This is a genomic window from Gaetbulibacter sp. S0825 (assembly GCF_011777505.1).
Classification (GTDB): Bacteria; Bacteroidota; Bacteroidia; order Flavobacteriales; family Flavobacteriaceae; genus Pontimicrobium.
Genome location: NZ_JAATJT010000001.1, coordinates 1,269,157 through 1,284,517, shown reverse-complemented (window position 1 = coordinate 1,284,517; position 15,361 = coordinate 1,269,157). Strand labels below are relative to the sequence as shown.

30 protein-coding genes are annotated in these 15,361 nt (G+C 34.6%); all 30 read right to left on the bottom strand.

Annotated features, from left to right (window positions below; translation table 11 throughout):
* Positions 1 to 19 precede the first annotated feature (19 nt).
* A complete protein-coding gene (gene carA / locus HB672_RS05875) occupies positions 20 to 1,126 on the bottom strand; it encodes a glutamine-hydrolyzing carbamoyl-phosphate synthase small subunit (protein ID WP_167609204.1) in 1,107 nt (368 codons plus the stop codon).
* 89 nt (positions 1,127 to 1,215) lie between these two features.
* Positions 1,216 to 1,692 carry a 50S ribosomal protein L17 gene (gene rplQ, locus HB672_RS05870; protein WP_167609200.1) on the bottom strand — a complete coding sequence of 159 codons (477 nt, stop codon included), beginning with the start codon at positions 1,690 to 1,692 and terminating at the stop codon, positions 1,216 to 1,218.
* A gap of 67 nt (positions 1,693 to 1,759) precedes the next feature.
* Positions 1,760 to 2,752, bottom strand: coding sequence for a DNA-directed RNA polymerase subunit alpha (locus tag HB672_RS05865; protein WP_167609198.1), 993 nt, complete (start codon positions 2,750 to 2,752; stop codon positions 1,760 to 1,762).
* Between the two features lie 96 nt (positions 2,753 to 2,848).
* Entirely contained in the window at positions 2,849 to 3,454 is a 606-nt protein-coding gene (gene rpsD, locus HB672_RS05860) for a 30S ribosomal protein S4 (RefSeq protein WP_167609195.1), read from the bottom strand.
* Positions 3,455 to 3,574: 120 nt separating this feature from the next.
* Positions 3,575 to 3,958 carry a 30S ribosomal protein S11 gene (rpsK, locus tag HB672_RS05855; protein ID WP_167609190.1) on the bottom strand — a complete coding sequence of 128 codons (384 nt, stop codon included), beginning with the start codon at positions 3,956 to 3,958 and terminating at the stop codon, positions 3,575 to 3,577.
* A 10-nt stretch (positions 3,959 to 3,968) separates the two neighbouring features.
* The gene (rpsM, locus tag HB672_RS05850; RefSeq protein ID WP_167609187.1) at positions 3,969 to 4,343 is read right to left on the bottom strand and encodes a 30S ribosomal protein S13; all 375 of its coding nucleotides are present in this window, start codon (positions 4,341 to 4,343) and stop codon (positions 3,969 to 3,971) included.
* Positions 4,344 to 4,345: 2 nt separating this feature from the next.
* Positions 4,346 to 4,462, bottom strand: coding sequence for a type B 50S ribosomal protein L36 (gene ykgO, locus HB672_RS05845; RefSeq protein ID WP_013305171.1), 117 nt, complete (start codon positions 4,460 to 4,462; stop codon positions 4,346 to 4,348).
* Between the two features lie 54 nt (positions 4,463 to 4,516).
* Positions 4,517 to 4,732 (bottom strand): translation initiation factor IF-1, encoded by a 216-nt coding sequence (gene infA / locus HB672_RS05840; protein ID WP_007094967.1) that lies wholly within the window; start codon positions 4,730 to 4,732, stop codon positions 4,517 to 4,519.
* A gap of 12 nt (positions 4,733 to 4,744) precedes the next feature.
* Positions 4,745 to 6,088 (bottom strand): preprotein translocase subunit SecY, encoded by a 1,344-nt coding sequence (gene secY / locus HB672_RS05835; protein ID WP_167609184.1) that lies wholly within the window; start codon positions 6,086 to 6,088, stop codon positions 4,745 to 4,747.
* An 18-nt stretch (positions 6,089 to 6,106) separates the two neighbouring features.
* Positions 6,107 to 6,559 carry a 50S ribosomal protein L15 gene (rplO, locus tag HB672_RS05830; RefSeq protein WP_167609181.1) on the bottom strand — a complete coding sequence of 151 codons (453 nt, stop codon included), beginning with the start codon at positions 6,557 to 6,559 and terminating at the stop codon, positions 6,107 to 6,109.
* Between the two features lie 14 nt (positions 6,560 to 6,573).
* Positions 6,574 to 6,753 carry a 50S ribosomal protein L30 gene (gene rpmD / locus HB672_RS05825; RefSeq protein ID WP_167609178.1) on the bottom strand — a complete coding sequence of 60 codons (180 nt, stop codon included), beginning with the start codon at positions 6,751 to 6,753 and terminating at the stop codon, positions 6,574 to 6,576.
* Positions 6,754 to 6,764: 11 nt separating this feature from the next.
* Positions 6,765 to 7,289, bottom strand: coding sequence for a 30S ribosomal protein S5 (gene rpsE / locus HB672_RS05820; RefSeq protein ID WP_167609175.1), 525 nt, complete (start codon positions 7,287 to 7,289; stop codon positions 6,765 to 6,767).
* A 6-nt stretch (positions 7,290 to 7,295) separates the two neighbouring features.
* A complete protein-coding gene (gene rplR / locus HB672_RS05815) occupies positions 7,296 to 7,652 on the bottom strand; it encodes a 50S ribosomal protein L18 (RefSeq protein WP_167609172.1) in 357 nt (118 codons plus the stop codon).
* Positions 7,653 to 7,662: 10 nt separating this feature from the next.
* Entirely contained in the window at positions 7,663 to 8,205 is a 543-nt protein-coding gene (gene rplF, locus HB672_RS05810) for a 50S ribosomal protein L6 (protein ID WP_167609169.1), read from the bottom strand.
* A gap of 17 nt (positions 8,206 to 8,222) precedes the next feature.
* A complete protein-coding gene (gene rpsH / locus HB672_RS05805) occupies positions 8,223 to 8,621 on the bottom strand; it encodes a 30S ribosomal protein S8 (protein WP_167609166.1) in 399 nt (132 codons plus the stop codon).
* A gap of 60 nt (positions 8,622 to 8,681) precedes the next feature.
* The gene (rpsN, locus tag HB672_RS05800; protein ID WP_167609163.1) at positions 8,682 to 8,951 is read right to left on the bottom strand and encodes a 30S ribosomal protein S14; all 270 of its coding nucleotides are present in this window, start codon (positions 8,949 to 8,951) and stop codon (positions 8,682 to 8,684) included.
* A 3-nt stretch (positions 8,952 to 8,954) separates the two neighbouring features.
* Positions 8,955 to 9,506, bottom strand: a complete 552-nt coding sequence (gene rplE, locus HB672_RS05795) for a 50S ribosomal protein L5 (protein WP_167609159.1) — start codon at positions 9,504 to 9,506, stop codon at positions 8,955 to 8,957.
* Positions 9,507 to 9,511: 5 nt separating this feature from the next.
* Complete coding sequence (gene rplX / locus HB672_RS05790; RefSeq protein ID WP_167609156.1) at positions 9,512 to 9,823, bottom strand: 50S ribosomal protein L24; 312 nt, start codon at positions 9,821 to 9,823, stop codon at positions 9,512 to 9,514.
* A 14-nt stretch (positions 9,824 to 9,837) separates the two neighbouring features.
* Positions 9,838 to 10,206, bottom strand: a complete 369-nt coding sequence (gene rplN / locus HB672_RS05785; protein WP_167609153.1) for a 50S ribosomal protein L14 — start codon at positions 10,204 to 10,206, stop codon at positions 9,838 to 9,840.
* A gap of 2 nt (positions 10,207 to 10,208) precedes the next feature.
* Positions 10,209 to 10,466, bottom strand: a complete 258-nt coding sequence (gene rpsQ / locus HB672_RS05780; RefSeq protein WP_167609150.1) for a 30S ribosomal protein S17 — start codon at positions 10,464 to 10,466, stop codon at positions 10,209 to 10,211.
* A gap of 17 nt (positions 10,467 to 10,483) precedes the next feature.
* Positions 10,484 to 10,675, bottom strand: coding sequence for a 50S ribosomal protein L29 (gene rpmC, locus HB672_RS05775; protein WP_136841414.1), 192 nt, complete (start codon positions 10,673 to 10,675; stop codon positions 10,484 to 10,486).
* 12 nt (positions 10,676 to 10,687) lie between these two features.
* Positions 10,688 to 11,107: a 50S ribosomal protein L16 gene (rplP, locus tag HB672_RS05770; protein WP_167609148.1), complete on the bottom strand. Its 420-nt coding sequence runs from the start codon at positions 11,105 to 11,107 to the stop codon at positions 10,688 to 10,690.
* 19 nt (positions 11,108 to 11,126) lie between these two features.
* Positions 11,127 to 11,843, bottom strand: coding sequence for a 30S ribosomal protein S3 (rpsC, locus tag HB672_RS05765; protein ID WP_167609145.1), 717 nt, complete (start codon positions 11,841 to 11,843; stop codon positions 11,127 to 11,129).
* A 3-nt stretch (positions 11,844 to 11,846) separates the two neighbouring features.
* Positions 11,847 to 12,257, bottom strand: a complete 411-nt coding sequence (gene rplV, locus HB672_RS05760; protein WP_167609142.1) for a 50S ribosomal protein L22 — start codon at positions 12,255 to 12,257, stop codon at positions 11,847 to 11,849.
* 5 nt (positions 12,258 to 12,262) lie between these two features.
* A complete protein-coding gene (rpsS, locus tag HB672_RS05755) occupies positions 12,263 to 12,541 on the bottom strand; it encodes a 30S ribosomal protein S19 (protein WP_013869040.1) in 279 nt (92 codons plus the stop codon).
* Between the two features lie 6 nt (positions 12,542 to 12,547).
* Entirely contained in the window at positions 12,548 to 13,375 is an 828-nt protein-coding gene (rplB, locus tag HB672_RS05750) for a 50S ribosomal protein L2 (RefSeq protein ID WP_167609137.1), read from the bottom strand.
* Positions 13,376 to 13,387: 12 nt separating this feature from the next.
* A complete protein-coding gene (gene rplW / locus HB672_RS05745) occupies positions 13,388 to 13,678 on the bottom strand; it encodes a 50S ribosomal protein L23 (protein ID WP_167609134.1) in 291 nt (96 codons plus the stop codon).
* A 7-nt stretch (positions 13,679 to 13,685) separates the two neighbouring features.
* Positions 13,686 to 14,315 carry a 50S ribosomal protein L4 gene (gene rplD / locus HB672_RS05740; protein WP_167609131.1) on the bottom strand — a complete coding sequence of 210 codons (630 nt, stop codon included), beginning with the start codon at positions 14,313 to 14,315 and terminating at the stop codon, positions 13,686 to 13,688.
* On the bottom strand, positions 14,315 to 14,932 hold the full coding sequence (gene rplC, locus HB672_RS05735) for a 50S ribosomal protein L3 (protein WP_167609127.1): 618 nt from the start codon (positions 14,930 to 14,932) through the stop codon (positions 14,315 to 14,317). The genes rplD and rplC overlap by 1 nt, the downstream gene beginning before the upstream one ends.
* 122 nt (positions 14,933 to 15,054) lie before the next feature.
* The gene (rpsJ, locus tag HB672_RS05730) at positions 15,055 to 15,360 is read right to left on the bottom strand and encodes a 30S ribosomal protein S10 (protein WP_010181931.1); all 306 of its coding nucleotides are present in this window, start codon (positions 15,358 to 15,360) and stop codon (positions 15,055 to 15,057) included.
* Position 15,361: the final 1 nt, after the last annotated feature.

Below are 15,361 nucleotides of genomic sequence, written 5' to 3'. Positions count from 1 at the left end.
TTTTCACACTGCCTTATGGTTATTTTGCTTTTATATTTTCTATAAACTGATCGAACAAATACATTGAATCATGTGGTCCAGGACTTGCTTCTGGATGATACTGTACCGAAAAACAGTTTTTATTCTTCATTGCTAAACCAGCAACAGTATCGTCATTTAAATGCAAATGTGTCACTTTTAAATCTTTATTTGCTTCAGCTTCTTCTCTATTAACTGCAAATCCGTGATTTTGAGAGGTGATTTCCCCTTTCCCAGTTTCTAAGTTTTTTACAGGATGATTTATGCCTCTATGCCCATTATGCATTTTATAAGTAGAGATACCATTTGCCAATGCTATTACTTGATGTCCAAGACAAATACCAAATAATGGTAAATCTCTCTTTATAATTTCTTTTGCTACTTCTTGAGCTTCAACTAAAGGTTCTGGATCTCCAGGTCCATTAGACAAAAAATAACCATCTGGCATAAATGCTTCTAATTCTTCAAATTTAGAATTATAAGGAAACACTTTTATGTAAGCGTCACGCTTTGCTAAATTGCGAAGTATATTTTTTTTAATGCCAATATCTAGCGCTGCAATTTTATAGGTTGCGTTTTCTTCACCAAAATAATAAGGCTCTTTGGTAGATACTTTTGAAGCCAATTCTAAACCTTCCATATTCGGAATGCTTGCTAGTTGTTCTTTTAATCCTTCAACATTATCAACATCTGTTGAAATTACAGCATTCATTGCGCCATTATCTCGAATATAACTCACTAATGCTCTAGTGTCCACATCAGAAATGGCAAATAGATTGTTTTTGTTGAAAAAATCCTCTAGAGACCCATTGGAATCCTCACGTGAATAATCATAGCTAAAGTTTTTACAAACTAAACCTGCTATTTTAATCGAATCTGATTCAACTTCCTGATCGTTTATTCCATAGTTCCCTATGTGTGCATTTGTAGTTACCATTAACTGTCCAAAATAAGAAGGGTCAGTGAAAATCTCTTGATATCCAGTCATTCCAGTGTTGAAGCAAACTTCTCCAAAGGCTGTTCCTTCTTTGTTTCCAACAGATTTACCATGGAATATTGTTCCGTCGGCTAATAGTATTAAGGCTTTTCTAAGTTTATTGTATTTCATATGCTATTTAAAAAAGGTTTCGCAAAATTGTATAAAAAAAGGATAAACTAAAAAAGTTTATCCTCTATTTTATTAAAGCTTATTAACATTTATTCTTCTTCGTTAGTAGCTTTTGTTTCAGCAATTGGAGCAGCAGGAGCAGCCTTCTTACCACCTCTTCTACTTCTTCTTGTTGTTTTCTTCTTTTCTTTACCAGCGTTGTAGATTTCATTATAATCTACAAGCTCTATCATTGCCATATCAGCATTATCACCTAGACGATTACCAAGTTTAATAATTCTTGTATAACCTCCTGGACGATCGCCAACCTTAGCAGCTACTTCTCTAAAAAGTTCAGCAACAGCTTCTTTTTGTCTTAAGCGTGACATAACAATACGTCTGTTATGCGTTGTATCTTCCTTTGATTTTGTAATCATTGGTTCAACAAATTGCTTCAACGCTTTTGCTTTTGCAACAGTAGTGTTAATTCGCTTGTGCTCTATTAAAGAACAAGCCATATTTGCTAACATTGCTTTTCTATGCGCTGTTTGTCTTCCTAAGTGATTGAATTTTTTTCCGTGTCTCATGACATTTGTTTTATCATCTTGCTACCAAATCCAGACTGTAATCGTCGGGAGAGCAAAATATGATTAATTAATCTTTATCTAATTTATATTTGCTTAAGTCCATTCCAAAGTTTAAACCTTTAACATTTACAAGCTCTTCAAGCTCAGTTAAAGACTTCTTACCAAAGTTACGGAACTTCATAAGGTCATTTTTGTTGAATGAAACTAAGTCTCCTAATGTATCTACTTCAGCAGCTTTTAAACAGTTAAGTGCACGTACAGATAAATCCATATCGATTAACTTAGTTTTAAGCAACTGTCTCATGTGAAGTGATTCTTCATCATAAGTTTCAGTTTGTGCAATTTCATCCGCTTCAAGTGTGATACGCTCATCAGAGAATAACATGAAGTGGTGAATTAATATTTTTGCTGCTTCGGTTAATGCATCTTGAGGGTTGATTGAACCGTCTGTATCGATTTCAAAAACCAGTTTTTCGTAATCTGTTTTTTGCTCTACACGAAAGTTCTCAACGCTATACTTAACATTTTTTATTGGTGTGTAAATAGAATCTGTAAAGATAGTTCCCATTGGCGCTGTAGCTTTTTTGTTTTCTTCAGCTGGTACATATCCTCTACCTTTTTCTATAGTAATTTCCATATTGATGCTTACTTTAGGATCTAAGTTACAGATAACTAAATCTGAGTTTAAAACTTGGAATCCTGAAATAAACTTTTGGAAATCACCTGCAGTAATTTGTTCTTGCCCTGAGATTGAAATAGACACTGACTCGTTGTCTATTTCGTCTATTTGACGCTTAAAACGTACTTGTTTTAAGTTAAGAATAATTTCTGTTACATCTTCTACTACGCCTGCAATAGTAGAGAACTCATGCTCTACCCCTTCAATTCTAACAGAAGTAATCGCAAATCCCTCTAAAGATGAAAGTAATACTCTTCTTAAAGCATTTCCAACTGTTAATCCATATCCAGGTTCTAAAGGTCTAAATTCGAATTTACCTTGAGAATCCGTAGAATCAATCATGATTACTTTATCGGGCTTCTGAAAATTTAATATTGCCATTTTTTTCTTCGTTTTAATTGTTATTCAGTTGCGCGATCTTAATGTGTGAAGAAATACAAATAGATCCTTTGGCTGAATACCAATGTGATTAATTTATTATTTAGAATATAATTCTACTATGAATTGCTCGTTGATGTTCTCAGGAATTTGAATTCTTTCAGGAACTGAAACATAAGTTCCTTGCATAGTATCGTTATTCCATGTAATCCACTCATAAACACTTGATGATGCAGATAATGCACTATCAATAGCCTCTAGAGATTTTGACTTCTCTCTAACTGCAACAACATCTCCTGCTTTTAAAGAATAAGATGGTATGTTTACAATGTTTCCGTTTACAGTAATATGTCTGTGAGAAACTAATTGTCTTGCTCCTCTTCTAGAACGAGATAGTCCCATTCTATAAACAACGTTGTCTAATCTAGATTCACATAATTGTAACAAAACCTCACCTGTAATTCCAGGAGCTGCAGTTGCTTGCTTAAACATGTTTCTAAATTGACGCTCTAAAATACCGTAAGTATATTTTGCTTTTTGCTTTTCCATTAATTGGATAGCATATTCAGATTTTTTTCCACGACGTCTTGCGTTTCCGTGTTGACCTGGAGGATAATTTCTTTTTTCAAAAGATTTATCTTCTCCAAAAATAGCTTCTCCGAATTTACGTGCTATTTTAGTTTTAGGACCAGTATATCTTGCCATTTTTAATTTATTATGAGAGTGATTATGAATTAAGGTCTTAATCTTATCCTTCGATAATCGTTGCCCTCTCGTTGATACTTGTTTTTATTAAATTCTATAAAGAATCTGAAATAATTCAGATTAAACTCTTCTACGTTTTGGAGGTCTACATCCATTGTGAGGTGTTGGAGTTACATCGATAATTTCTGTAACTTCAATACCACCATTATGAATTGATCTGATAGCAGATTCTCTACCATTACCTGGACCTTTAACGTACACTTTCACTTTCTTTAAACCTGCTTCTTTAGCAACGTTTAAAGCATCCTCAGCTGCTAATTGTGCAGCGTAAGGTGTGTTTTTCTTAGATCCTCTAAATCCCATTTTACCAGCTGATGACCAAGAAATTACGTCACCTTTTTTGTTGGTAAGAGAAATGATAATGTTATTAAAAGAAGCAGTAATGTGTGCTTCTCCAGTAGATTCTACTATAACTTTACGTTTTTTAGTACTTGACTTTGCCATTTCCTACTTATTATTTAGTTACTTTTTTCTTGTTAGCAACTGTTTTTCTTCTACCTTTTCTAGTTCTAGAGTTGTTTTTAGTACGTTGTCCTCTTAATGGAAGACCAGCTCTATGACGAATACCTCTATAACATCCAATATCCATTAATCGCTTAATGTTTAATTGTGTTTCAGAACGTAATTCACCTTCAATTTTAAATGCACCAACAGCGTCACGGATTGCTCCAATTTCGTCGTCGGTCCAGTCTTGAACTTTAGTACTTTCGTCAACTTTAGCAGTAGCTAAAATTTCTTTTGCTCTACTTCTACCTACTCCGTAGATATAAGTTAAAGAGATAACTCCTCTTTTTTGTTTTGGTATGTCTACACCTGCAATTCTTGCCATAATTACCCTTGTCTTTGTTTGAATCTAGGATTCTTTTTGTTAATGACGTAAAGTCTACCTTTTCTACGCACGATTTTACAATCTGCGCTACGTTTTTTTACTGATGCTCTTACTTTCATCTTGTATTGTTTATTTCCTACTATTATAAGACGTAACCTTACGGTTTCATCGTATTAGTATCTATAAGTTATGCGAGCCTTAGTTAAATCGTAAGGACTCATTTCTAATTTCACTTTGTCTCCTGGTAATAACTTAATATAATGCATACGCATTTTACCAGAAATATGCGCTGTCACAATGTGACCATTTTCTAATTCAACACGAAACATGGCATTTGATAATGCTTCTATAATTGTTCCGTCTTGTTCTATTGCTGCTTGTTTTGCCATAGTAATTAGCTTTTAGCCTTTTCTATTTTTACCTGTCTTCATCAAGCCATCATAATGTTTATTCAACAAGTATGAATTCACTTGCTGCATCGTATCAATTGCAACTCCAACCATAATTAGTAGTGAAGTACCTCCAAAGAACAATGCCCAACCTGGTTGTACATCCATTAGCTTAACTATAAATGCAGGGAACACTGCAATTAATGCCAAGAATATAGACCCTGGTAATGTAATTTGCGACATTATTTTATCTAAGTACTCTGATGTCTCAGTCCCTGGACGAATCCCTGGAATAAAACCACCACTACGTTTTAAGTCATCCGCCATCTTATTGGTAGGTACCGTAATTGCTGTATAGAAATATGTAAATACTATAATTAATAATGCAAATACTATGTTGTACCATAAACCAAACATATCTTGGAAATTAGTTACCATCCATTGACCTGCTGTAGAATCTTTCATAAAATCCATTCCACCAATTAATCCAGGTACAAACATAATTGCCTGAGCAAATATAATTGGCATTACTCCAGATGCATTTAATTTTAATGGTATGTACTGTCTTGATCCAAACACATTTTTCTCATAACCACCAGAAGCAGTTCTACGTGCATATTGTACTGCAATTTTACGAACCGCCATAACTAATAATACTGACGCTAAAATAATAAGCATCCAAATTACCAGCTCAATAAGAATCATAATTAATCCTCCATTAGACTCAGTAACTCTTGCAGCATATTCTTGTACAAAAGACACAGGTAATGTAGCAATAATACCAACCATAATTAATATAGATATACCATTACCAATTCCTTTATCCGTAATTTTTTCACCTAACCACATTGCAAAAATACAGCCTGTCACTAATATTACAATTGAAGAGAAATAAAATAAACCTCCTTGACCTAATAAAAATGCTTCCTGAGGTATTCCTAAAGAAGGCAAACTTACTAAATAACCTGGTGCCTGAACCAGGCATATAGCAATGGTCAACCATCGAGTTATTTGTGTAATTTTCTTTTGACCACTAGCACCTTCTTTTTGTAGTTTTTGTAAATAAGGAATCGCTATTCCCATTAACTGTACTACAATCGAAGCCGAAATATATGGCATAATACCTAAAGCAAAAACTGAAGCATTTGCAAAGGCTCCACCTGTAAAGGCGTTAAGCAAACCTAGTAAACCACCTTCAGCAGTATCTTGTAAACCGCCTAATTGGGCAGCATCAATACCAGGTAGAACAACTTGTGCTCCAAAACGGTATACTAAAAGCATCCCTAAAGTAAGAATGATTCTATCTTTTAGTTCCGTTATTTTCCAAACATTTTTTAAAGTCTCTATAAATTTCATCTTCTAGTTGGGCTTTTTTTATAAAGTTACAGCTTCTCCTCCAGCAGCTTCGATTGCAGCTTTTGCTGAAGCAGTAAATTTATGAGCAGATACTTTCAATTTAGCTTTTAGCTCGCCTCTTCCTAAAATTTTAACCAGGTCGTTTTTACCAGCTAAACGGAATGCAGCAAATGTATCTAAATCTACAGTACCTTTTATTTTCTTATCGTCAACCATTTGTTGTAAAGTATCTAGGTTAATTCCTTGATATTCTTTACGATTAATGTTAGTAAAACCAAACTTTGGCACACGTCTTTGAAGTGGCATTTGCCCACCTTCAAAACCTAATTTTCTAGAATAACCAGAACGAGATTTCGCTCCTTTGTGACCTCTTGTTGCAGTACCACCTTTTCCAGAACCTTGTCCGCGACCAACGCGTTTAGCATTATTGTTAACTGAACCTTCTGCAGGTTTTAAATTACTTAAATCCATTTCAGTTTATATTTTTAAGCTTCCTCTACAGAAACTAAATGTTTAACTTTATTAACCATACCAAGGATATTTGGTGTGGCGTCGTGTTCTACAGTTTGACCAATCTTCTTAAGACCAAGAGCTACTAGCGTTCTTTTTTGTCTTTGGGTACGGTTGATCGCACTTTTTTGTTTTGTTACTTTAATTTTTGCCATGATATCCTTAATTATCCGTTAAAAACTTTTTCTAAAGAAATTCCTCTATTCTTAGCAATGACTTTAGCATCTCTTAATTGCAATAAAGCATCAAACGTTGCTTTTACAACATTATGAGGGTTTGAAGAACCTTGAGATTTTGATAATACATCATGAACACCTACTGCCTCTAAAACTGTTCTTACAGCTCCACCAGCAATAACTCCAGTACCAGGTGCTGCAGGAATAATGTTTACTCTTGCTCCACCAAATTTACCTTTTTGTTCATGAGGTAATGTTCCTTTAATAATAGGAATTCTAACTAAGTTTTTCTTAGCGTCTTCTACTGCTTTTGCAATTGCACTAGCAACATCTTTAGATTTTCCTAAACCGTGTCCTACAACACCTGCTTCGTCACCAACCACTACGATTGCCGAGAAACCAAATGCTCTACCACCTTTTGTTACTTTTGTAACTCTTTGCACACCAACCAAACGATCTTTAAGATCTAATCCACTTGGTTTTACTAACTCTGCGCTTTTGTATTTCTGATACATAATTTCTTAGAATTTAAGTCCTGCTTCTCTAGCTCCTTCGGCTAATGATTTTACTCTACCATGGTATAAATACCCTCCTCTATCGAAAGAGATTGTTTTTACACCAGCTTTTAAAGCTTTTTCAGCAATACTTTTACCTACTAAAGCAGCAACTTCTGTTTTTGTTCCTTTAGTAGAACTAACGTCTTTATCTCTTGAGGATGCAGCACTGATAGTTTTACCAGTTACATCGTCAACTATTTGAGCATAAATTTCTTTATTACTTCTAAAAACAGATAATCTTGGTCTAGCTTCTGTACCAGAAACTACTTTACGAATTCTGTTTTGTATTCTTTGTCTTCTATCGTTCTTTGATAATGCCATAACTTACTTATTATGCTGATTTACCTGCTTTTCTTCTAATTTCCTCTCCAACAAACTTAACACCTTTTCCTTTATAAGGCTCTGGTGGTCTAAATCCACGGATTTTTGCCGCTACTTGACCTACCAATTGCTTGTCAAAAGATGTTAACTTCACTATAGGATTCTTTCCTTTTTCTGATATTGTTTCAACTTTTACTTCTGGAGCAATGTCTAAAACAATATTGTGAGAAAAACCTAAAGCTAAATCAAGTTTTTGACCTTGATTACTTGCTCTATATCCTACTCCTACTAACTCTAATTCTTTAGTCCATCCTTTAGATACACCTTCAATCATATTATGCATTAATGATCTGTATAGACCGTGCTTAGCTTTTTGATCTTTAGTGTCAGAAGAACGAGTAACCATAATGTTACCATCTTTAACTTTTATTTCTATAGAATCGTAGTTTTGTGTTAACTCTCCTAATTTACCTTTAACAGTCACGACATTTTCTTTAATATCAACTGTTACGCCTTCTGGAATGGCTACTGGATTATTTCCTATTCTTGACATTTCTTTTGGGCTTTAAATTAGTACACGTAACACAATACTTCACCACCAACATTTTCTCTTTGTGCTTGTTTACCTGTCATTACTCCATGAGAAGTAGAGACAATGGCAATTCCAAGACCATTAAGAATACGTGGTAATTCTTTTGAACTTGCGTATTTACGTAAACCTGGTTTACTTATTCTTTGAATCTTTTTTATTACAGGTTCTTTTGTTTCTTTTGTGTACTTAAGCGCTATTTTAATAGTTCCTTGTACAGAAGAATCGTCGAACTTGTAACTTAAAATATATCCTTGATCGAATAATATTTTAGTGATTTCTTTCTTTAAATTAGAAGCTGGAATCTCAACCACTCTGTGGTTAGCTGCTACAGCATTTCTAATTCTTGTTAAATAATCCGCTACTGGATCTGTATACATAGTTATTAATTTGCGATTATGGTTTTTAACTTATGTTAAACCTTTAATCAATTTATAATTTTACCAACTTGCTTTTTTAACTCCTGGAATTAATCCTTGGTTAGCCATTTCACGAAATGTAACACGAGATATTCCAAATGTTCTCATATAACCTTTAGGTCTTCCTGTTAGCTTACATCTGTTATGCATGCGAATTGGAGAAGCATTTTTTGGTAGCTTTTGTAATGCTTCATAATCTCCAGCTTCTTTTAAAGCTTTACGTTTTGCTGCATATTTAGCTACTGTTTTTGCTCTTTTCACCTCGCGGGCTTTCATTGATTCTTTAGCCATAACTTAGTTTTTTTTAAAAGGTAGTCCTAGTTCTGTTAATAATGATTTTGCTTCTTTATCGGTTTCGGCAGTTGTTACAAAAGTAATATCCATACCTGCAATTTTATTTACCTTATCGATATCGATTTCAGGAAAAATGATTTGCTCAGTAACTCCTAAATTGTAGTTACCTCTACCGTCAAACCCAGTTGCCTTTATACCGTTAAAATCTCTTACACGTGGTAATGAAGATGTTACTAAACGATCTAAAAACTCATACATTTGCTCACCTCTTAAAGTAACTTTTACACCAATTGGCATACCTTTACGTAATTTAAATGATGCAACATCTTTTTTAGATATTGTAGCTACTGCTTTTTGTCCAGATATTCTACTGATTTCATCAATAGAATAATCTATTAACTTTTTATCTGCAACTGCACCACCTACACCTCTAGATATTACTATCTTAGAAAGTTTTGGTACTTGCATTACATTTTTATATCCGAACTCTTCTGTAAGAGCAGAAACAATCTTGTCCTTGTACTCTTGTTTTAATCTTGGAATATAAGCCATAACCATTAAATTACTTCATTAGATTTTTTAGAAAATCTCACTTTCTTATCGCCTTCCATTCTGTATCCAACTCTTGTTGTTTCTCCTTTTGAGTTTAACAACGAAAGGTTAGAAATTTGAATAGCAGCTTCTTTTTCTACGATTCCTCCTTGAGGATTATCAGCGCTTGGTTTCATATGTTTTTTCACCATATTGATACCTTCTACTATCGCTTTATTCTTATCGGTCAATACTTTAAGCACTTTACCTTCAGACCCTTTATGGTCTCCAGCAATTACTTGCACTGTATCTCCTGATTTTATTTTAAACTTTCCCATTGTAATATTTTGCATTAAAGCACCTCTGGTGCTAATGATACAATTTTCATGAATTGCTTATCACGAAGTTCTCTAGCAACTGGTCCAAATACACGAGTTCCTCTCATTTCTCCTGTAGGGTTTAAAAGGACACATGCATTATCGTCGAAACGTATGTATGAACCATCTGGTCTTCTAACTTCTTTTACAGTACGAACAACTACTGCTGTAGAAACAGCTCCCTTTTTAATACTACCATTAGGAGTTGCATCTTTTACAGTAACAACAATTTTGTCACCAACAGAAGCGTATCTTCTCTTTGTACCACCTAGAACACGGATAGTTAAAACTTCCTTTGCTCCAGTGTTATCAGCTACTTTTAATCTTGATTCTTGTTGTACCATAATTACTTAGCTCTTTCAATTATTTCTACTAGTCTCCAACACTTAGATTTACTTAAAGGTCTTGTTTCCATGATTCTTACAGTATCTCCTTCGTTACAGTCGTTTGTTTCGTCGTGTGCAACATATTTCTTTGTTTTTAACACGAACTTTCCATACATAGGGTGCTTTACTTTTTTAACCTCAGAAACCACAATTGATTTCATCATTTTGTTACTAGTAACAACTCCTATACGTTCTTTTCTTAAATTTCTTTTTTCCATCTTTCAGCCGAATACAATTATTGTACTTCTCTTTTAGTTAACTCTGTTGCCAATCTTGCTACATTACGTCTAACTGTACGTAACTGGATTGGGTTTTCAAGAGGAGATATAGCATGAGCCAATTTAAGGTCTGTATAACTCTTTTTAGTTTCACTAAGTTTTTCTTGTAACTCAGCAGTAGATAGTTCTTTAATTTCTGATTGTTTCATAATATCAATAAATTAAGCTTCGTAATCTCTAGCGATAATAAACTTAGTTTTAACTGGAAGTTTTTGCGCAGCTAAACGTAATGCTTCTTTTGCAACGTCTAATGGCACACCTCCTACTTCAAATAAAACTCTTCCTGGTTTAACAACAGCTGCCCAATATTCAACGGCACCTTTACCTTTACCCATACGTACTTCAAGAGGTTTCTTTGTGATAGGCTTGTCTGGAAATATTTTAATCCATAACTGCCCTTCTCTTTTCATATAACGTGTAGCGGCAATACGTGCTGCTTCAATTTGACGAGAAGTAATAAACTTCGAGTCTAACGATTTTATACCAAACATTCCGCTTGAAAGCAAGTGACCTCTTCCAGAGTTACCTTTCATGCGCCCTTTTTGCTGCTTACGAAATTTTGTTCTTTTTGGTTGTAACATTTTTCTTTAATTTAAAAAATTACTTTCTACGACGTTGGTTTCCTTTGTTTCCACCACGTCCACCTTTTCCTTGCTTCTTAGATAAACCAACAAGCGGAGAAAGTTCTCTTTTACCATATACTTCACCTTTCATGATCCATACTTTAATACCCAATCTACCATAAGTAGTGTGAGCTTCAACTAAAGCATAATCAATGTCGGCTCTAAATGTTGATAAAGGAATTCTCCCATCTTTATAATGTTCGCTACGTGCCATTTCAGCACCATTTAAACGACCACTAATTTGAATTTTAATACCCTCAGAATTCATACGCATTGCAGCCTGAATAGCCATCTTGATTGCACGTTTGTATGAAATACGATTTTCAATTTGACGAGCAACACTTGATGCTACCAAATATGCATCTAATTCTGGGCGTTTAATTTCAAAGATGTTCAATTGAACTTCTTTACCTGTAATCTTTTTAAGTTCCTCTTTTAACTTGTCTACCTCTTGTCCACCTTTACCGATAATAATACCAGGTCTAGCAGTAGTGATAGTAACGGTTACAAGTTTAAGAGTTCTTTCGATGATTACTCTCGACACACTAGCTTTTGATAAACGTGCATACACATACTTTCTGATTTTGTCGTCTTCAGCAAGTTTATCTCCATAATCATTTCCTCCATACCAGTTAGATTCCCATCCTCTGATAATTCCAAGGCGATTTCCTATTGGATTTGTCTTTTGTCCCATTTATTAATTGCTTTGTGTGTTATTATTAGCTCCAAGCACGAGTGTTACGTGATTAGATCTTTTTCTAATTCTATGTGCACGACCTTGAGGTGCTGGACGCAATCTTTTTAACATCGCTCCTCCATCAACTCTGATCTCTTTTACAAATAATTCTGCCTCTTCAATATCGGCATCTTCGTTTTTAGCTTGCCAGTTTGCAACTGCAGACAATAACAACTTCTCTAAACGACGAGATGCTTCTTTTTGACTGAATCTTAAGATATTAAGTGCTTTTTCTACCTTTTCACCTCTTACTAAATCGGCTACTAAGCGCATTTTCCTTGGTGACGTAGGACAGTTATTAAGCTTAGCAAAAGCAACTTGCTTTTTCCCTTCCTTAATAGCGTCTGCCATTTGTTTTTTACGACTTCCCATAGCTCTTATTTTTTACCTTTATTTTTAGCACCTGCATGACCTCTAAACGATCTTGTTGGTGAAAATTCTCCTAATTTATGCCCTACCATGTTTTCAGTAACATATACTGGTACAAATTGGCGGCCATTATGTACTGCAATTGTTTGTCCAACGAAATCTGGAGTAATCATACTTGCTCTCGACCAAGTTTTGATAACCGTTTTCTTATTAGCTTCAACGTTAGCAGCTACTTTTCTTTCTAATTTATAATGAACGTAAGGTCCTTTTTTTAATGATCTTGCCATGATTTATTATTTCTTTCTACGTTCAACAATATATTTATTACTTGCTTTGGTCTTAGAACGTGTTCTATACCCTTTAGCTGGTATTCCATTTCTAGAACGTGGATGTCCTCCTGAAGATTTACCTTCACCACCACCCATTGGATGATCAACTGGATTCATTACTACTGGTCTTGTTCTTGGACGTCTTCCTAACCATCTACTTCTACCTGCTTTACCAGACACTAATAATTGATGATCTGAGTTTGACACTACTCCAATTGTAGCCATACAGTTAGCAAGAATTAATCTTGTTTCACCTGATGGCAATTTAACCGTTGCAAACTTACCATCTCTTGCCATTAATTGAGCAAATGCTCCAGCACTACGAGCCATAACAGCTCCTTGTCCTGGACGTAACTCTATACAAGAAATAATTGTTCCTAAAGGTATTTCACTAAGTGGCATTGCATTCCCAATTTCTGGTGCAACACTACCTTCTCCAGATACAATTTTTTGCCCAACTTGAAGTCCATTTTGAGCAATAATGTAACGCTTCTCACCATCTTGATAATTCAATAATGCGATAAACGCTGTTCTGTTTGGGTCGTATTCTATTGAAGCTACTTCGGCAGGAATTCCTGTCTTATTTCGCTTAAAATCGATAATACGGTACCTCTTTTTATGACCTCCACCTTTATAGCGCATGGTCATTTTTCCTTGACTGTTTCTACCACCAGACCTTTTATTCGGAGCTAATAAACTTTTCTCCGGCTTATCAGTAGTAATGGCGTCAAATCCATTTACTACTCTAAATCGCTGTCCTGGTGTGATCGGTTTTAATTTTCTTACTGACATTTTTTTGTCTAATTACATATTAGCATATAAATCAATCGTCTCACCTTCCGCCAGTTGTACAATTGCTTTTTTAACAGCATTTGTTTTACCATGTTGAACACCAGTTTTTGTAAACTTGGTCTTCCTATCTGGACGGACATTTATAGTACGAACTTTTTCAACAGAAACACCATAAACAGTTTCCACTGCTTTTTTGATTTCTACCTTGTTCGCCTTTTTGTTCACTTGAAAAGTATAGCGGTTGTTTAACTCGCTATCGTTTGTTGCCTTTTCTGTGATTATAGGTTTAATTAAGATACTCATGGTTTTCTTATTTACTTAAATTCGATTCAATTCCTTCTAAAGAGCTTTCTAAAAGTATTACTTGATTTGCATTTAAAATCTTATAAGTACTTAATTCTGAGCTATTTATAACTTCAGACCCTTTTAAATTGCGTGACGACAAATATACATTATTATTTGACGCTCCCAACACAAACAAAGATTTTTTGTTTTCTAGGTCTAAAGCCTTTAATACAGCTGTGAAGTTTTTAGTTTTTGGAGCATCAAAATTGAAGTCTTCCAAAACTGTAATTGCTTTCTCTCCAGCCTTGATTGACAATGCTGATTTTCTAGCTAAACGCTTCACGTTTTTATTTAATTTGAAACTATAGTTTCTTGGTCTTGGTCCGAACATACGTCCACCACCTTTAAATACACCAGACTTAATAGAACCTGCACGAGCCGTACCTGTTCCTTTTTGTTTCTTAATCTTACGTGTACTTCCTGTAATTTCAGCTCTTTCCTTTGCCTTATGTGTTCCTTGACGTTGATTAGCAAGATATTGCTTAACATCTAAGTAAACAGCATGATTATTAGGCTCTATAGCGAACACTTCTTTAGAAAGGTCTACCTTTCTTCCTGTGTCTTTTCCTTTAATATCTAAAACTGCTACCTTCATTACTTCTGAATTGTTACATAAGCGTTTTTGTGTCCAGGAATACATCCTTTAACCACAAGTAGATTTTTATCTGCTACTACTTTTAAAACTCTTAAATTTTGAACTTTCACTTTTTCACCACCCATTCGTCCTGCCATTTTCATTCCTTTGAAAACTCTTGCAGGATACGATGCAGCTCCAATAGAACCTGGCGCTCTTAAACGGTTATGTTGACCGTGAGTAGCTTGACCTACACCAGCAAATCCGTGACGTTTTACAACGCCTTGAAATCCTTTACCTTTTGAGGTTGCAGCAACATCAACAAACTCACCTTCTACAAAGTGCTCTACTGTTATCTTATCACCTAATTTGTACTCCTCATCAAAACTTTTAAATTCCGCGACTTTTCTTTTAACAGAAGTACCTGCTTTTTTAGCGTGACCTATGTCAGCTTTAGTAGCATTTTTCTCTGTCTTGTCATCGAAACCAAGTTGAAGGGCATTATAACCATCAACTTCTTCAGTTCTGACTTGGGTAACAATGCATGGTCCAGCTTCGATTACTGTACAAGGAATATTCTTCCCGTTTTCATCAAAGATGCTGGTCATTCCGATTTTTTTTCCAATTAACCCAGACATATTATTTATTATTAATTATTACTATTTGTTATTTAAAATTCAAGGTCGAAAATACATTCGACCTTGAATTGTATTTTTACCGTTTTTCCTTCGCTCGCAGCTTAGGACATGTAAGTTTATACTTAAACTTTAATTTCTACTTCAACACCACTTGGCAACTCTAACTTCATTAGAGCGTCAATTGTTTTTGAAGATGAAGAGTAAATATCTAATAACCTCTTGTAGGAGCTTAATTGAAATTGTTCTCTAGACTTCTTATTTACGTGTGGTGAACGTAATACAGTGAAAATTTTCTTGTGTGTTGGTAATGGAATTGGTCCAGTTACTACAGCACCAGTGCTTTTTACTGTTTTTACAATCTTCTCAGCAGATTTGTCTACTAAATTGTGATCGTAAGATTTTAATTTTATTCTGATTTTTTGACTCATT

Bases quoted from the DNA above. Each gene is read 5' to 3' on its own strand.
- carA (WP_167609204.1), bottom strand. From the start codon at position 1,126: ATGAAATACAATAAACTTAGAAAAGCCTTAATACTATTAGCCGACGGA.
- rplQ (WP_167609200.1), bottom strand. From the start codon at position 1,692: ATGAGACACGGAAAAAAATTCAATCACTTAGGAAGACAAACAGCGCAT.
- HB672_RS05865 (WP_167609198.1), bottom strand. From the start codon at position 2,752: ATGGCAATATTAAATTTTCAGAAGCCCGATAAAGTAATCATGATTGAT.
- rpsD (WP_167609195.1), bottom strand. From the start codon at position 3,454: ATGGCAAGATATACTGGTCCTAAAACTAAAATAGCACGTAAATTCGGA.
- rpsK (WP_167609190.1), bottom strand. From the start codon at position 3,958: ATGGCAAAGTCAAGTACTAAAAAACGTAAAGTTATAGTAGAATCTACT.
- rpsM (WP_167609187.1), bottom strand. From the start codon at position 4,343: ATGGCAAGAATTGCAGGTGTAGACATACCAAAACAAAAAAGAGGAGTT.
- ykgO (WP_013305171.1), bottom strand. From the start codon at position 4,462: ATGAAAGTAAGAGCATCAGTAAAAAAACGTAGCGCAGATTGTAAAATC.
- infA (WP_007094967.1), bottom strand. From the start codon at position 4,732: ATGGCAAAACAAGCAGCAATAGAACAAGACGGAACAATTATAGAAGCA.
- secY (WP_167609184.1), bottom strand. From the start codon at position 6,088: ATGAAATTTATAGAGACTTTAAAAAATGTTTGGAAAATAACGGAACTA.
- rplO (WP_167609181.1), bottom strand. From the start codon at position 6,559: ATGGATTTAAGTAATTTAAAACCTGCAGAAGGTTCAGTTAACAATAAT.
- rpmD (WP_167609178.1), bottom strand. From the start codon at position 6,753: ATGGCAAAAATTAAAGTAACAAAACAAAAAAGTGCGATCAACCGTACC.
- rpsE (WP_167609175.1), bottom strand. From the start codon at position 7,289: ATGTATCAGAAATACAAAAGCGCAGAGTTAGTAAAACCAAGTGGATTA.
- rplR (WP_167609172.1), bottom strand. From the start codon at position 7,652: ATGGCATTATCAAAGAACGATAGAAGACAAAGAATACAAAACAGAATT.
- rplF (WP_167609169.1), bottom strand. From the start codon at position 8,205: ATGTCAAGAATAGGAAATAATCCAGTAGCCATTCCAGAAGGCGTAACA.
- rpsH (WP_167609166.1), bottom strand. From the start codon at position 8,621: ATGTATACAGATCCAGTAGCGGATTATTTAACAAGAATTAGAAATGCT.
- rpsN (WP_167609163.1), bottom strand. From the start codon at position 8,951: ATGGCTAAAGAATCAATGAAAGCCCGCGAGGTGAAAAGAGCAAAAACA.
- rplE (WP_167609159.1), bottom strand. From the start codon at position 9,506: ATGGCTTATATTCCAAGATTAAAACAAGAGTACAAGGACAAGATTGTT.
- rplX (WP_167609156.1), bottom strand. From the start codon at position 9,823: ATGGGAAAGTTTAAAATAAAATCAGGAGATACAGTGCAAGTAATTGCT.
- rplN (WP_167609153.1), bottom strand. From the start codon at position 10,206: ATGGTACAACAAGAATCAAGATTAAAAGTAGCTGATAACACTGGAGCA.
- rpsQ (WP_167609150.1), bottom strand. From the start codon at position 10,466: ATGGAAAAAAGAAATTTAAGAAAAGAACGTATAGGAGTTGTTACTAGT.
- rpmC (WP_136841414.1), bottom strand. From the start codon at position 10,675: ATGAAACAATCAGAAATTAAAGAACTATCTACTGCTGAGTTACAAGAA.
- rplP (WP_167609148.1), bottom strand. From the start codon at position 11,107: ATGTTACAACCAAAAAGAACAAAATTTCGTAAGCAGCAAAAAGGGCGC.
- rpsC (WP_167609145.1), bottom strand. From the start codon at position 11,843: ATGGGACAAAAGACAAATCCAATAGGAAATCGCCTTGGAATTATCAGA.
- rplV (WP_167609142.1), bottom strand. From the start codon at position 12,257: ATGGGAAGTCGTAAAAAACAAATGGCAGACGCTATTAAGGAAGGGAAA.
- rpsS (WP_013869040.1), bottom strand. From the start codon at position 12,541: ATGGCAAGATCATTAAAAAAAGGACCTTACGTTCATTATAAATTAGAA.
- rplB (WP_167609137.1), bottom strand. From the start codon at position 13,375: ATGTCAGTAAGAAAATTAAAACCGATCACACCAGGACAGCGATTTAGA.
- rplW (WP_167609134.1), bottom strand. From the start codon at position 13,678: ATGAGTATCTTAATTAAACCTATAATCACAGAAAAGGCAACAAACGAT.
- rplD (WP_167609131.1), bottom strand. From the start codon at position 14,315: ATGAAGGTAGCAGTTTTAGATATTAAAGGAAAAGACACAGGAAGAAAG.
- rplC (WP_167609127.1), bottom strand. From the start codon at position 14,932: ATGTCTGGGTTAATTGGAAAAAAAATCGGAATGACCAGCATCTTTGAT.
- rpsJ (WP_010181931.1), bottom strand. From the start codon at position 15,360: ATGAGTCAAAAAATCAGAATAAAATTAAAATCTTACGATCACAATTTA.